Genomic DNA, 13638 nt, shown 5'->3' with positions numbered 1-13638 from the left:
GGTAGTGCCCGTGACGCCCCGAGGCTCAGTGACGCGCGAGATCGACTGTGCGCTTGAGTAGATCGCCGATGGCGTCGAATTCGGTGAGGAATCCGTCGTGGCCGTTGTCGGACTGAACCACCTGCAGGCCGCCGACGCAATTGCCGAGCTCTTCGGCGAGTTCGACCTGTAACCGCAAGGGGTACAGGCGATCCGAGTCGATACCGCCGACGATCACCGGAACGTTGCACGCGTTGAGTGCGGCCTTCACGCCACCGCGATCGCGCCCGACGTCGTGGTGATTGAGTACTTCGCTGAGGATGACGTAGCTGCCCGGATCGAAACGCTCGACCAGTTTGCCCGCCTGGTGCTCGAGGTAACTCTGCACGGCGTAACGTCCGCCGGTGAGTGGATTCTCTTGGCCCTGAGCGTCATTCGCGAAGCGTTCGTCGAGCTCCGGTTCGCTGCGGTAGGTCAGGTGCGCGATCCGACGCGCGATTCCCATTCCGGTCGTCGGCGCCTCGCCGGTGCCGTGATAATCGCCGCCGTGCCACGCCGGATCGGACGTGATGGCTGCGATTTGCGTTGTCTGCGTACCGATCTGGTCGGCCGTCGCACGAGCGCCGACGGCGAGCACGAGTGCGCTTCGAACCCGTTCGGGGTACTCGATGATCCACTCGAGTGCGCGTGCGCCGCCCATCGAGCCGCCCACAACCGCGCCGATGCTCTCGATGCCCAGATGATCCATCAGTGCGACTTCTGCGCGGACCTGATCGAGCACGGTGAGTTGCGGGAAGCTCGAACCCCACGGTCGGCCGGTGGAGTCCAGCGATGCCGGCCCGGTCGATCCACGGCATCCGCCGAGCACGTTCGCCGAGATGACGCACCATTCGTCGGTGTCGACTGCCGCACCGGGGCCGATCAGACCGTCCCACCAGCCGGGGGAGGGGTGAGCGGCATCGGCGGGTCCGGTGACGTGTGAGTCGCCGGTCAGGGCGTGCAGCGTGAGGATGACGTTGTCGCGAGCAGGTGACAGTTTTCCCCACCGCTGAAAGGCGAGGGTCACGTCGTCGATCTGCTCACCGTTGTCGAGTGAGATCGATCCGAGACGGGCGCTGAGCATCTGGCCGTCCGGGGCGTTCTCCCAGTCCGGCCGTTGCTCTGTATCCGTCTGCGGGTCGATGCTCACCGACACAGGTGTCCTCGCTCCTTGCTCTGCGTTGTCTACTTGGCTGCTTCGAAACCCCGGTCGAGGTCGGCGAGGATGTCGTCGATTCCCTCGATGCCCACCGCGAGGCGGACGAGGCCGGGGGTGACACCCGCGGCGAGTTGCTCCTCGGGGGTCAGCTGGCTGTGGGTGGTCGATGCGGGGTGGATCACCAGTGAGCGCACGTCACCGATGTTGGCGACGTGGCTGTGCAGTGTGAGCGCCTCGACGAACCGCTTGCCCGCGTCGACGCCGCCTGCGATCTCGAACCCGATGACAGCGCCCTGCCCCTTCGGTGCGAGCTCCTGGCCGCGCTTGTACCAGGGCGACGACGACAGTCCGGCGTAGTAGACCTCCTCGACCTGCGGGTTGTCGTTGAGGTACTCGGCGACGCGCTGCGCGTTGGCGACGTGACGCTCGACGCGCAGGCTCAAGGTCTCGAGACCCTGTGCGAGCAGGAACGCGTTGAACGGCGAGATGGCTGCGCCGGTGTCGCGGAGCAACTGCACACGTGCCTTGAGTGCGTACGCGGGAGCGCCGAGATCGGCGAAGACCGCACCGTGGTAGCTCGGGTCGGGCGTGGTGAAACCGGGGAAGAGGTCTTTGCCGTCGCGCTGTACACGCCAGTCGAAGGTGCCGCCGTCGATGATCACGCCGCCGATCGCGGTGCCGTGCCCACCGATGTACTTGGTGGCCGAGTGCACGACGATGTCGGCGCCATGCGCGAGCGGGTTGAGCAGATACGGGGTGGCGACGGTGTTGTCGACGATGAGCGGCACGCCGTTGCGATGTGCAACCTCCGAGATGCCCTCGATGTCGAGGATCTCGTTGTTCGGGTTGGAGATCGACTCGCCGTAGAACGCGCGCGTGTTGTCGCGCACCGCGGCCTGCCACGAGTCGAGATCTTCCGGATCCTCGACGAACGTGACCTCGATGCCGAGCTTGGGCAGCGTGTAGTGGAAGAGGTTGTACGTTCCGCCGTAGAGGCGCGGACTCGACACGACGTGCCCGCCGTTCTCGACGATGTTGAGGATCGAGTATGTCTCCGCAGCCTGACCCGACGCGACGAGCAGCGCCGCGACACCGCCCTCGAGAGCGGCGAGACGCTGCTCGACGACATCCTGTGTCGGATTCATCAGGCGCGTGTAGATGTTGCCCGGCTCGGCGAGGCCGAACAGATTCGCGGCATGGGTGGTGTCGTTGAACGTGTACGACGTGGTCTGGTAGATCGGCAGAGCGCGGGCGTTGGTCGCCGCGTCGGCTGTCTGGCCTGCGTGAATCTGCTTGGTCTCGAAACTCCAGTTGTCGGCTGGATTCTGGTCGACGTCGACGTCAGACATTGAATACGCATCACTTTCTACGGTCGGCAGGGCACGACGACCCTGTTGGGGTCCGACCTTCGGACCCGCGCTTGCTGGGGACCCGAAACCATCATCGACGAAGGATCGTCGCAGAACGGGGTCCCACAACCCGGTCATCACCCGGAGCACCCCACCGCGGTTGGAGGGTTGCCGATCAGCGAGCCGGGGCTTTGCGCTGATACTCATGACCTGGCGTCAAGGATATAACACGGCCGAAATGAAGTGAGAACCCTCCGACGCAGCCTGGTTCTTGGGGTGGACAAGGCATCGCTGCGGCGACATTGCGTGCGGGCGTCGAAAAGGCCGCGATTGAGGGTCTCTCGTGTAGTCCGAACAGTCGAATTTGGCGTCCATCGTCGTCGGTTCGCTGTTCGACCGTCGGATTCTGCTGTGGCGTGGGTCACGAAATTCTACGATCCGAACATTCGCGAGTAACTCGGCCGGAGCGGAACGCCGACGACTCGCGGCGACGCGGTACAGATCGTCCGGATTGGTGGAGAACGCATGGGTGGTCACTTCGGTTTCCGGCGATCGATCACTGCGGCGAGCACACTCGGACTCGCCGCAGTCGCAGCGGTTCTCCTCGCCATAGGTCAAACCTCCGGCGCGGGTGTCGCGCGGGCCGAGACCGCCGACAATTGCGGCAACGGCGCACTCGTCTTCGTCGGTGGTACGTGGGACCCCCAGGGACATCTGCTCGACGGCGTCACGCGCCAACCCCAATATGCCGGCTACACCGTCGAGCGCGTCGAGTATCCGGCGTCGATCTGGCCGTTGGGTGCCTTCGGATTCGACGACAGTCAGTCGCAGGGCGTCGCGGCAACGATGTCGACTGTGGCGAATTATCAGGCGCAGTGTGATGGCAAACCCGTCGTGATCGTCGGGTACTCGCAGGGCGCAGGAATCGGCGGCGACGTACTCACAGATATCGGCACCGGCAACACGTCTGGCTACGAGATCTCATCGACCGGCGTGTCCGGACTGCTCTACTCCGATCCGCGGCAAGCGGGAACTCTCTACGGACAGGGCATCGAACGCGTCCTGATCGGCGTGATCCCCGGACTGACCATGGCAGGCGGACGCGACGTCGACGACTTCGGCGGGATTCCGGTGACCACCGTGTGCTTCACGGGCGATCCGATCTGCGATCTTCCCGATCCGCTTCACGACCCGATCGGGGCCCTCGACGGCCTCGCGGGCTACTGGGTCAAGCACGGTCTGTATCCGCTCTACATGTATCTGCCAGCCACCAACGGAGCCCTGTGGGACGCCTGGGGAGTCAAGCCGTTGGACTGCCAGGACACCACCGCTGAGGTCAACACCTGTCAGCTCGTCGTGCCGTCGTCGGCGTGGGTCCTCACCCAGCAGTTCGTCGACAAACTCGGTCTCGGCTGGACCGTGCCCGACCTCGTGAGCAAGCGGTGGAAATTCCCGGACATCCTCGGCATCACACTGGCCGACTTCCAGCCGCCGATCCGGTGGGCCATGGGTTGGTTCCCGCAGTTGCCCGACCTCGGCTACGGCGGGGTGCTCACCGACGTCTACACGTTCCAGAACATGGCACAGGGACTGTTCACGTGGAACCCGGTGCTCTGGGGACAGGGCGTCGACGCGTTGCGGACCAGTGTCAGGAGCATCGCGTCGATGCCTCTGAACTTCGGAAAGTTCTGGGCCTACACACTCACCGGCCGCGATGTCACCGGCATTCCCGGACCTGCGTACCGACCGTCGCTGGTCGCGTTCGAAGAGTGGCTCGCGTCGCTGCGCACCCCGACGACCACCAGCCAGACCGAGTCAGTGGCGGCGCTGTCGGCATCGGAGGAGATCGCCGACGCCCCGGGGACCGTGAACACCGCGAAGACTCTCGGCGGGCCCGAAGCGCGCAGTGCCTCGGGTACTGATGGAATCTCCGGCGGGGGAATCTCCGGCGGACAAGGCGTCGACGATCCTGGCGACTCGGGTGGCGCAGGCACAGGTGACGGGACCGGCACCGGAGCTGCGTCGACGCCTCCTGCCGGCGGCGGCTCACTGCAACCACAGGCGCCGCTCGGCGGCTCTTCGCAGCCGGTTGAGGCTCCCGGCGGCGCGCAGGTGCCAAAGCCAGGACCAGGAGAGTCGACGCCGGAGAAGCCTGCACCCGAGAAGCCGACGCCTGAGCAGTCGACATCGGAGCAGTCAACATCGGGGGATTCGACACGCGACAAGTCGACATCTGACGAGTCGGCACCCGGTGCGTCGACACCCGGTGCGTCGACACCCGGTGCGTCGACGCAGCAGCAGGGTGCGACCCCGAAAGCAGCAACGCAGGGCGCACCCGCCGCCTGACTCGGAACCCCTCCGCAGGCGGGGTGTGAACGATGTCACCGTCGACGATGGAATCACGCCCACTGGCGTGCTCGTTGCAGCGTGAATGTCCCCAACCAACCCAACCGAGACGAACACGGCCGAGACGAACACGGACGGGACCAGCAGTAATGTCGTCCACTCCGACGCCACTCGTCGGTTCGCCATGCTGGCGATGGCGCTGGGCGGGTTCGGGATCGGCACCACGGAGTTCGTCGCGATGGGCTTACTGCCGAACATCGCGTCCTCGGTGCATGTCTCCGAGCCGACTGCGGGCTACGTCGTCTCGGCCTACGCACTCGGGGTGGTGGTCGGGGCGCCTCTCATCGCCGCACTGACCGCGCGGATGTCTCGTCGCACGCTGTTGATCGGGTTGATGGTGGCTTTCACGGTCGGCAATGCGGCCACTGTGTTGGCGCCCGACTTCGGGACGCTGATGGTCGCGAGATTCGTGGCCGGACTGCCGCATGGCGCGTACTTCGGCGTCGCTGCTCTCGTCGCGGCGCACCTGGCCGGACCTCGTAACCGTGCCAAGGCCGTCGGGCTGGTTCTCCTCGGATTGTCCGTAGCCAATGTCCTGGGTGTGCCGTTGGCGACCTGGCTCGGCGAAAGTCTGGGTTGGAGAGCAGCTTTCGTTGTCGTGGTGGTCATCGGCATCGTGACGATCGGCGCGCTGTTCATCACGTTGCCCGCACTCGACGACATGGCCGTCACCAATCCGATGACCGAACTCGGCGCACTCACGAGGCCTCAGGTGTGGTTGACGCCGGCGATCGGCTTCGTCGGCTTCGGCGGGATGTTCGCGTTCTACACGTACCTCAACACTGCGCTGACGAGCCTCACGGGCATCTCGGTCGGTTGGGTTCCGGTGGTGTTGATGGTCTTCGGTGTCGGCATGGTGGTCGGCAACCTGGTCGGCGGTGCTGCCGCCGATCACACGTGCCGCGCGCGATTCTCGTGGGACTCGTCGCGACCGCGGTGGTGCTCGGATTGTTTGCCGCACTCGTCACATCGCCGTGGGCGGCCGTTCCATTGACGTTCCTCGTCGGGGTCAGCGCGACGGCGATGGTTCCCGCACTGCAAACCCGCCTGATGGACGTGGCCGAAGACGCTCAGACGCTCGCCGCGGCGCTCAACCATTCGGCACTCAACATTGCGAACGCACTCGGCGCGTGGCTCGGCGGCGTTGTCATCGCCGCAGGTCTCGGGTACCGCGCGCCGTCGGTTCTCGGGGCAGGACTCGCGGTTGCCGGGATCGTCGTACTGGGTGTGGCGCTGGCTGTCGCCCGGCGCACGGCCGCTCGCCACACAGCGGCATCGACTCAATCGGCATCGACTCAAGCGGCATCAACCTAAGCGACTTCACCTTCAGCGACATCGACCCCGGCACCTGTTGGTACCGGGGTCGATGTCGGAGTGAGTGGCTGGATCAGCCGACGTCGGGAGGCGTGGCGATCGTCTTCGACAGGTAGAGCGGCTCACCGAGCTTGTCGAGCAGCTCGAGCTGCGTCTCCAGATAGTCGATGTGGTGCTCCTCGTCCTTGAGGATCTCCTCGAAGATCTTGGCTGTCGTGATGTCCTGCTTCTCGCGGCACAGCACGATGCCCGGCTTCAGACGGTTGACCACCTCGATCTCGATCGCGAGGTCGGACTCGAACTGCTCACGGAGAGTCTGGCCGATGCGGAGCGGCAGCAGCTTCTGATAGTTGGGCAGACCTTCCAGGAAGAGGATGCGATCGGTCAGGATCTCCGCGTGGGTCATCTCTTCGATCGATTCGGCCCTCGTCTTCGAGGCGAGCTCGGTCAAGCCCCAGTTGTCCTGCATTTTTGAGTGCAAGAAGTACTGGTTGATGGCGGTGAGTTCACTGGTCAATTGCTCGTTGAGTAGAGCGATGACCTCATCGTCTCCACGCATGGCATACCTCCGGTTCGGACTGATTGTGACAGTGAACCTAGCACGCCAAAAGACCCCGTGGGGAATATCCGCACGGGGTGTTTTCGCAGGTCAGGCTAGGCTGCGCTAGTTGTGGCGACCCTTCCTGCGGTGCGCGAGGCGACGATCTGGGTGAGTCGTTCGATGCAGGTTCCGCAGCCTTCGCCTGCGCCGCAGCGCTCACTGACGGCGTCGGGAGTTCTGGCTCCGGCGTCGCAGTGCTCGTGGACCTCGTCCACCGTGACGGCCCGGCAAATACACACGAACATCTCGCACCTCGCATTCTGTTAGGCAAGGTTTACATAAAACCCTGACGATCGCAAGGTTCGCCTTACCTTTTGGACTCGGTCCGGATTGGCCTGCGGCGGGGTACGCGGCGTCGTTGTCGGTGGCTCGCCGTAATGTGGCGAACCGTGCCAACTGCGATCACCACCGTGAATGTGAACGGCGTCCGAGCGGCCACCAAGGTGCGCTCGGAGAACAATGCTGGATTCGTTCCGTGGCTGCGCTCCGCCGGAACCGACATCGTCCTCCTGCAGGAGATCCGCGCCAACGAAGAACAAGCCAGGGAAGTCCTCGAACCCCTGCTCGACGACGGATGGCACCTGTCGATGACGGAGCCGGTCGTCAAGGGACACGCGGGCGTCGGAGTGCTCAGCAAAGTCGAGCCGACGGCAGTGCGCGTCGGATTCTCCAGCGACGAATTCGATTCCACGGGAAGGTATCTCGAAGCAGACCTCGACATCGAAGGTGGAGCCGTCACCGTCGCGAGCCTCTATCTGCCCAAGGGTGCCGCAGCCCCGACGGCCGGCTCGTCGGAGAAGGACGCGGAGAAGTTCGCCGAGAAGAAGCGATTTCTCGACGCCTTCGGTGCGCACCTCGCCTCGTTGGCACGGAAGCGACGTCCGGTGGTGGTCGGCGGTGATTGGAACATCGCGCACTCTGAGCACGACATCAAGAACTGGAAAGGCAACCTGCGCAGCCCGGGCTTCCTTCCGCACGAGCGGGAGTGGGTCGGTGGATTGCTGGAGTCCGGTTGGTCTGACGTGATGCGCGAGCTCCACCCCGACGCAGACGGGCCGTACTCGTGGTGGTCGTGGCGCGGAAAGGCGTTCGACAACGACTCGGGCTGGCGGATCGACTATCACCTCGCCAACAAGGCAATGGCGGCGCGCACCGTCAAAGCGTTCGTCGACCGGGCCGACACCTACGACCGCCGGTGGTCTGATCACGCGCCGGTTACCGTCGTGTTCGAGTGACCCGCCGGAGCACCGTTGAGCAGCACGCCCGCATAGCACCTCCGAATAATGAGGTGCTGCCGTCTGAGAGACTGGAAGCCATGAGCGACGTCGAGAAATCACCTGCGTCGGGTACGCGGCGGCGGGTGTTGTCGGGTATCCAACCGACCAGCGATTCCTTCCACCTCGGAAACTATCTGGGTGCGGTGCGTCAGTGGGTCGAGCTGCAGGACGAGTTCGACGCCTTCTACTTCATCCCGGACATGCACGCGCTGACCGTGCAGTTCGACCCGTCGGTGCTCGCCGACCGCACACGCATGTCGGTGGCACAGTTGCTCGCCGTCGGCGTCGATCCCGCTCGCTCGACGGTGTATGTCCAGTCGCATGTCCCCGAGATCGCGCAGCTCACCTGGGTTCTCAACTGCATCACCGGATTCGGCGAGGCAAGCCGGATGACGCAGTTCAAGGACAAGGCCGCCAAGCAGGGTGTCGAGTCGTCGAGCGTCGGACTTTTCACCTATCCGATCCTGATGGCCGCCGACATCCTCGCGTTCCAGGTTGACCAGGTACCCGTCGGCGAAGACCAACGGCAGCACCTCGAGCTGACCCGGGATCTCGCGCAGCGATTCAACAAGCGCTTCGGCAAGGCGTTCACTGTGCCGCAGCCGTACATCGTCAAGGAGTTCGCCAAGATCTACGACCTGCAGAACCCGACGGCCAAGATGAGCAAGTCGGCCGAGACCGACAAGGGATTGATCAATCTTCTCGACGACCCGAAACGGTCGGCCAAGAAGATCCGGTCGGCGGTTACCGATACGGGCAGCGAGGTGGCGTTCGATCCCGAGAACAAGCCGGGAGTCTCGAATCTGCTCACCATCCAGGCGGCGTTGTCCGGGGTGGAGGTCGCCGATCTCGTCGCCAAGTACGAGGGCAAGGGATATGGCGACCTGAAGGTCGAGACAGCCGAGGTCCTCAGCGACTTCGTGACCCCGCTGCGCGGACGCGTCGACGAGTATCTCGCCGATCCCGCCTACCTCGACGGCATCCTCGCCGACGGTGCAGCGCGAGCGCGCTCGGTGGCGTCTGCGACGCTGCGCGATGTCTACGACAAGGTGGGGTTCCTGGCGCCGAGCGTGTCAGGTACCAAATCCTGACCCGCGGCACTCGTTTCCGGTAGACACGGTGAGTAGGGACAGCACCGACCGAAGGGGAAACGAGGGTCTATGGCTTCGGTGATCGATTCGGGCAAAGCGCTTGTCGCGCGCGGAAAGGACGAGTTCGAGTCGGCCCGAGAGCGGTGGGGCTGGCTCGACCACATCTTGCGCACGGTGCAGCGATACAACGATCGTCGCGGCAACCTCTACGCCGCGAGTATCACCTTCACCGGAATCCTCTCGATCGTGCCGATCATCATGGTCGCCTTCTCGATCGGCGGTTTTGTCCTCGCAGCCCACCCAGAGTGGCTCGACAGCATCAAGGACCAGATCGTCAAGGCCATGCCCGGCGAGCTCGGCACGACGCTCGAGAGCGCGATCGACTCGGCCATCGAATCACGCGCGACAGTCGGCATCATCGGTCTGGTCGGCGCGGCCTTGACCGGTATCGGGTGGATCTCCGGCGTGCGCCTGGGAATGACCGAGATGTTCGGGGGCAGGGTCAACCGCAATGCGGTCATGTCGAAGATCAGCGACCTCGTGATTTTCGTGTTGCTGGGTCTCGCCTTCCTGTTCACGCTCGGCCTCACCGCCCTGGGCAACAGCGGGTTGATCAACAAGATCCTCGAGTGGGCGCACGTCGACGGCTTCAGTGGCTCGACCGTCGTGGTGCGGGCTGTGGCCATCGTCGTATCCCTTGTCGCGACCTGGCTGCTCTTCGTATTCATATTTGCCCGACTTCCCTTGCATCCGTTGCCGTTTCGTAACGTGCTCAAGGCGGCCCTGCTCACCGCGATCATCTTCGAGATCCTCAAGTCTGTCGCAGGCATCTACCTGAAATCGGTGCTCGGCAGCCCGGCGGGTGCGGCGTTCGGACCACTGCTGGGCATCATGGTCTTCGGCTACCTGGCCTCGCGAATCGTTCTGTACGCCACGGCGTGGTGTGCCACGGACAGTGCCAATGAGCCCTACCAGGTGGTCGATCCCACCGAACAGCCCGAGCCGCCGACCGTCGTCGTGCGTCCGGTCTACGAGGTGGATCCTGTGCCGAAGGCCGGCCCGTTGGCCGTGGCGGCCGCGATCGGCGCCGCGGTGGCTCTCGTGACGCGGTCCAGGCGACGCTGACCCGATCAGCGGCGTCGGATCAAGCGAAGCGCAAGCAGGAGCAGGAGCAGCGCCGCCAGCAGCCCCACGAGTCCGACGAGGATGCGCACCGACCATCCAGATGTCGACTCTTGAAGAGCCGCGCCCTGGGGAGTCGACGCTTCGGCTTCGGTCGTCGGAACCGCGACGCGCGCGTCGTCGGAGGTATTCGCGCGTTCGCCTGAGGTCGATGCGAGTTCGCCCACCTTCGCCTCGCGTGGAGCGTGCGCACCGTAGGCGACGAGCGAGCGTGCCTGATCCCAGTAGTTGTCGTCGGCAGTCGACAAGCCGTACATCTGAACCACCAGAACGGTACGACCGTCCTTCTTGACGGCCCCGACGAACGTTTTCTGCGCGTCGTCGGTATAGCCGGTCTTGCCGCCGAGGACGCCCGGATCGCCTTCCAGCAGAAGATGATTCGACGTCTGCATCAGGTAGCCGGGGTGGTCGACGTCGCCGGGGACGTCGGGTCGTTTCGGGTACCCGGGAAACGGGTGGTTCGGCATGGCGATGATGTCGCGGAACGTCGAGTTCTGCATGGCGGCACGGAAGATCACCGCGAGGTCATATGGGGATGTCGACATTCCGGCGGAGTCGAGACCAGACGGGGTCGACGCCCTGGTGTCATACGCCTGCAGCGAGTGCGCGAGCTGGTTCATCTTGGTCAGCGTGGCGTCGATGCCGCCGAGGTCTCGCGCGATGACGTGGGCGCAGTCGTTTCCGGACACCATGAGGAGCCCGATCATCATGTCGCGCATGGTGTATTTGCCGCCCGGACCCATCCCGCACGAGTCGCCCTCGGCGCTCCAATCGTCTGCCGTCGCGGTGACCGGTTTGTCGAGCGAGATCCCCGAGCGCAATGCGGTGAGCGCGAGCAGGATCTTGATGGTCGACGCTGGGCGGTACCGACCGTGCGGGTCTTTGGCCGCGATCACGGCGCCGCTGTCGAGATCGGCGACCAGCCAGGCCGCCGACGTCAGCCGCTCCGGCACACGACCCGCCGACGAGTCTGCGACGACGCCGCACCCGCCCAACGCTTCGCCGCCGACCGGTGGGGAATGCACCGGCAGTGGGGTTGGTGTCGTCGAGCCGGGAGCCACGACTTCCGACTCGTCGACAGCGGGAGGCGGCGAGACCCGATGCGGGCAGTGGTCGGTGTCAGGCGAGGTGTCCTGCGACTGTGCCTGCGTCGGGGCCGCCCACGCGGGCGATGCGACCAGGCCCGGACCGATCGCGCCCACAGCGACGATCCCGACCGCAGCTGCAATCCTCACCACAGCGACGATCAGTGCGACCACGCGGCGGACGACGAAGTCTGTGGCGAAGGGCGCGGTGGCGCGAGTAGGACGCATATCGCACAGGAGGCTACAGCGCCTCACGTCATAGCGGTAGCGCGCCGGCGGAACTGCTTGTCCGCCGACGCGCCCGTCGTTGCTCAGTCCTGGAGAACCTCAGAGGAGTGTGTACGCCTCGGTGAGAACGCCACGCAGGATCTGCTCGATTTCGTCGAACTCTGCCTGGCCGCAGATGAGCGGCGGCGCGAGCTGGATGACCGGGTCGCCGCGGTCGTCGGCGCGACAATAGAGACCGGCGTCGAACAGCGCGGTTGAGAGGAATCCACGCAGGATGCGCTCGGACTCTGCCTCGGTGAACGTCTCCTTGGTGGCCTTGTCCTTGACCAGCTCGATGCCGTAGAAGAATCCTTCGCCACGCACGTCGCCGACGATCGGTAGGTCGTGGAGCTTCTCGAGCGTCGATCGGAACGCGGGCGCGGTGGTCTTCACGTGGTCGTTGAGTCCCTCGCGTTCGAAGATGTCGAGGTTGGCCAGCGCGACCGCCGCCGACACGGGGTGACCGCCGAACGTGTAGCCGTGCGCGAAGGTCGTCGTATTGTCGTTGAACGGCTCGAAGAGTCGCTCGCTGGCGATCATCGCGCCGATCGGCGAATAGCCCGATGTCATGCCCTTGGCACAGGTGATGATGTCGGGCTGATAGCCGAAGTCCTCGCAGGCGAACATCGACCCGATGCGGCCGAACGCGCAGATCACCTCATCGGAGACCAGCAGGACGTCGTACTCGTCGCAGATCTCGCGGACACGTTCGAAGTAGCCGGGCGGTGGCGGGAAACATCCGCCCGCGTTCTGGACCGGTTCGAGGAACACAGCTGCGACGGTGTCGGGGCCCTCGAACTCGATGGCCTCGGCAATGCGGTCGGCTGCCCAGCGGCCGAACTTCTTGGGGTCGGCAGCAAGTTCCTCGTCGGGAGCGCGGTAGATGTTGGTGTTCGGTGCGCGGAACCCTCCGGGAGTCAGCGGTTCGAACATCTTCTTGAGGTCGGGGATGCCGGTGATGGCCAGCGCGCCCTGCGGGGTGCCGTGGTAGGCGATCGAACGCGAGATCACCTTGTGCTTCATCGGTTTTCCGGTCAGCTTGAAGTACTGCTTGGCGAGTTTCCACGCGCTTTCGACGGCCTCGCCGCCACCGCTGGTGAAGAAGACGCGGTTGAGGTCGCCCGGCGCGTTGGCCGCGAGTCGCTCGGCGAGCTCGATGGCGGGAGGAGTGGCGTAGGACCACAGCGGAAAGAACGCCAGTTCTTTGGCCTGCTTTGCCGCCGCTTGGGCGAGCTCGTCACGTCCGTGCCCGACCTGGACGACGAAGAGTCCCGCGAGTCCGTCGAGGTAGCTGCGACCGCGATCGTCGAAGATGCGTGCGCCCTCACCTCGTGTGATCACCGGTGGCGTGATCTCGTCGCCGTGACGGGAGAAGTGTCCCCACAGGTGCGCAGCGCTTCGCTGCCCGAGGGATTCGGTTACGGATGCGGTCATCGTGTACCCCAATTGTATTGCTGTTTCACTAGTTTCAGATAAACGAGGGTCTCGGTCGAGTTCACCTCTGGGTGTGTTCGAACCCTACGATTGATGATGTCGAGGAGGTGATCGTCGTCCTCGCAGACAACCTCGATCATGATGTCGTAGGTACCGGCGGTCAGCACCACGTAGTCGATCTCGGGATGCTCGGCGAGTTGCCGGGCCAATCGCTCCGTATCGCCGGTGCAGCGGATGCCGACCATCGCCTGGCGGGAGAAGCCGAGCTTGAGCGGATCGGTTACCGCGACGATCTGCAGCAGGCCGCTCTCGCTGAGCTTCTGAACGCGGTTGCGCACAGCAGCTTCCGACAGGCCAACGGACTTGCCGATCGCCGCGTAGGAACTCCGGCCGTCGGCCTGGAGTTCTTCGATGATCTTCTTCGCGATGGCGTCGAGGTGTGTCGACATTGGTTC

11 protein-coding genes, 1 pseudogene and 1 riboswitch are annotated in these 13638 nt (G+C 64.7%); of the genes and pseudogenes, 5 read left to right on the top strand and 7 right to left on the bottom strand.

All coding sequences use genetic code 11. The features are described from left to right. Positions 1-25: 25 nt before the first annotated feature. Together metX and A5766_RS13145 are read right to left on the bottom strand one after the other, a co-directional pair. The gene (gene metX, locus A5766_RS13150) at positions 26-1174 is read right to left on the bottom strand and encodes a homoserine O-acetyltransferase MetX (protein WP_064904995.1); all 1149 of its coding nucleotides are present in this window, start codon (positions 1172-1174) and stop codon (positions 26-28) included. A gap of 29 nt (positions 1175-1203) precedes the next feature. Beyond that, positions 1204-2526 carry a bifunctional o-acetylhomoserine/o-acetylserine sulfhydrylase gene (locus A5766_RS13145; RefSeq protein WP_064865561.1) on the bottom strand — a complete coding sequence of 441 codons (1323 nt, stop codon included), beginning with the start codon at positions 2524-2526 and terminating at the stop codon, positions 1204-1206. Between the two features lie 62 nt (positions 2527-2588). Beyond that, a riboswitch (SAM riboswitch) is annotated at positions 2589-2737 on the bottom strand. Between the two features lie 314 nt (positions 2738-3051). On the opposite strand from A5766_RS13145, the gene A5766_RS13140 reads away from it, so the two are divergent. Both A5766_RS13140 and A5766_RS13135 read left to right on the top strand, forming a co-directional pair. Beyond that, entirely contained in the window at positions 3052-4872 is a 1821-nt protein-coding gene (locus A5766_RS13140) for a cutinase family protein (RefSeq protein ID WP_064904994.1), read from the top strand. An 85-nt stretch (positions 4873-4957) separates the two neighbouring features. Continuing rightward, positions 4958-6246: pseudogene (locus A5766_RS13135) on the top strand (MFS transporter). Positions 6247-6319: 73 nt separating this feature from the next. On the opposite strand, the gene bfr reads toward A5766_RS13135, so the two are convergent. Together bfr and A5766_RS23895 are read right to left on the bottom strand one after the other, a co-directional pair. Further along, positions 6320-6805: a bacterioferritin gene (gene bfr / locus A5766_RS13130; protein WP_005207884.1), complete on the bottom strand. Its 486-nt coding sequence runs from the start codon at positions 6803-6805 to the stop codon at positions 6320-6322. 95 nt (positions 6806-6900) lie between these two features. Continuing rightward, the gene (locus A5766_RS23895; RefSeq protein WP_005207883.1) at positions 6901-7092 is read right to left on the bottom strand and encodes a (2Fe-2S)-binding protein; all 192 of its coding nucleotides are present in this window, start codon (positions 7090-7092) and stop codon (positions 6901-6903) included. A 144-nt stretch (positions 7093-7236) separates the two neighbouring features. Here A5766_RS23895 and A5766_RS13125 point away from each other — a divergent pair, with 144 nt between their 5' ends. From A5766_RS13125 to A5766_RS13115, 3 genes are all read left to right on the top strand, one after another. Then, complete coding sequence (locus tag A5766_RS13125) at positions 7237-8082, top strand: exodeoxyribonuclease III (RefSeq protein WP_064905004.1); 846 nt, start codon at positions 7237-7239, stop codon at positions 8080-8082. An 80-nt stretch (positions 8083-8162) separates the two neighbouring features. Next, positions 8163-9215: a tryptophan--tRNA ligase gene (gene trpS / locus A5766_RS13120; RefSeq protein WP_039856578.1), complete on the top strand. Its 1053-nt coding sequence runs from the start codon at positions 8163-8165 to the stop codon at positions 9213-9215. A gap of 69 nt (positions 9216-9284) precedes the next feature. Then, positions 9285-10340 carry a YhjD/YihY/BrkB family envelope integrity protein gene (locus tag A5766_RS13115; RefSeq protein ID WP_005207880.1) on the top strand — a complete coding sequence of 352 codons (1056 nt, stop codon included), beginning with the start codon at positions 9285-9287 and terminating at the stop codon, positions 10338-10340. A 5-nt stretch (positions 10341-10345) separates the two neighbouring features. On the opposite strand, the gene A5766_RS13110 is transcribed toward A5766_RS13115, so the two are convergent. The 3 genes from A5766_RS13110 to A5766_RS13100 form a co-directional block, all read right to left on the bottom strand. Beyond that, positions 10346-11710: a D-alanyl-D-alanine carboxypeptidase family protein gene (locus tag A5766_RS13110; protein ID WP_005207879.1), complete on the bottom strand. Its 1365-nt coding sequence runs from the start codon at positions 11708-11710 to the stop codon at positions 10346-10348. Positions 11711-11809: 99 nt separating this feature from the next. Then, positions 11810-13183: an aspartate aminotransferase family protein gene (locus A5766_RS13105; protein ID WP_005207878.1), complete on the bottom strand. Its 1374-nt coding sequence runs from the start codon at positions 13181-13183 to the stop codon at positions 11810-11812. Beyond that, positions 13180-13632 carry an Lrp/AsnC family transcriptional regulator gene (locus tag A5766_RS13100; protein WP_005174049.1) on the bottom strand — a complete coding sequence of 151 codons (453 nt, stop codon included), beginning with the start codon at positions 13630-13632 and terminating at the stop codon, positions 13180-13182. Before A5766_RS13100 ends, A5766_RS13105 begins: the two co-directional genes overlap by 4 nt. Positions 13633-13638 lie beyond the last annotated feature (6 nt).

Source organism: Gordonia sp. 852002-51296_SCH5728562-b (assembly GCF_001665475.1).
Lineage (GTDB): Bacteria > Actinomycetota > Actinomycetes > Mycobacteriales > Mycobacteriaceae > Gordonia > Gordonia sputi.
The sequence above is the reverse complement of the archived record's forward strand: the minus strand, read 5'-3'. Positions and strand labels throughout refer to the sequence as shown.

Coding starts and splice junctions, on each gene's coding strand:
- A5766_RS13145 (WP_064865561.1), bottom strand. CDS start 2,526: ATGTCTGACGTCGACGTCGACCAGAATCCAGCCGACAACTGGAGTTTC.
- A5766_RS13140 (WP_064904994.1), top strand. CDS start 3,052: ATGGGTGGTCACTTCGGTTTCCGGCGATCGATCACTGCGGCGAGCACA.
- bfr (WP_005207884.1), bottom strand. CDS start 6,805: ATGCGTGGAGACGATGAGGTCATCGCTCTACTCAACGAGCAATTGACC.
- A5766_RS23895 (WP_005207883.1), bottom strand. CDS start 7,092: ATGTTCGTGTGTATTTGCCGGGCCGTCACGGTGGACGAGGTCCACGAG.
- trpS (WP_039856578.1), top strand. CDS start 8,163: ATGAGCGACGTCGAGAAATCACCTGCGTCGGGTACGCGGCGGCGGGTG.
- A5766_RS13115 (WP_005207880.1), top strand. CDS start 9,285: ATGGCTTCGGTGATCGATTCGGGCAAAGCGCTTGTCGCGCGCGGAAAG.
- A5766_RS13110 (WP_005207879.1), bottom strand. CDS start 11,710: ATGCGTCCTACTCGCGCCACCGCGCCCTTCGCCACAGACTTCGTCGTC.
- A5766_RS13105 (WP_005207878.1), bottom strand. CDS start 13,183: ATGACCGCATCCGTAACCGAATCCCTCGGGCAGCGAAGCGCTGCGCAC.
- A5766_RS13100 (WP_005174049.1), bottom strand. CDS start 13,632: ATGTCGACACACCTCGACGCCATCGCGAAGAAGATCATCGAAGAACTC.